This is a genomic window from Pelomicrobium sp. G1 (genome assembly GCF_051905455.1).
Taxonomy (GTDB): Bacteria; Pseudomonadota; Gammaproteobacteria; order Burkholderiales; family UBA6910; genus Pelomicrobium.
This window is the reverse complement of sequence record NZ_JBQACR010000361.1, coordinates 1-268: the sequence shown is the minus strand read 5'-3', so window position 1 is coordinate 268 and position 268 is coordinate 1. Positions and strand designations below refer to the sequence as shown.

Sequence of the window (268 nt, the reverse complement as noted above, 5' to 3'; positions counted from 1 at the left end):
AAGGGGATGGAGGAGAAGGCCGAGGAGTTCGTGAAGTCCGGCGGCGAGGTCTATCGGAAAGCCTGAGCAACAAGCCCATCAGCCCGGCGGCCACGAGGGAGAGGGTTCCCGTTTCCGGGACGGTGGCCACCACCCGGAGATTGTCCAGACCCACCGCGGAGGAGCCGTCGCCGCTCCCCTCGGTCAGCCGGAGCCGAAGGCTGGCCGTCCCTCCCGGATAAGGCTCGCCGACGACGAGGGAAAAAACGCCGCGGGTCGCGCCGTTGTG

1 pseudogene is annotated in these 268 nt (G+C 68.3%); it reads right to left on the bottom strand.

Going from position 1 to position 268, the window contains the following annotated elements:
• Positions 1–268 (bottom strand): annotated as a pseudogene (locus tag ACTFO6_RS18840) (hypothetical protein); the annotation flags it as partial.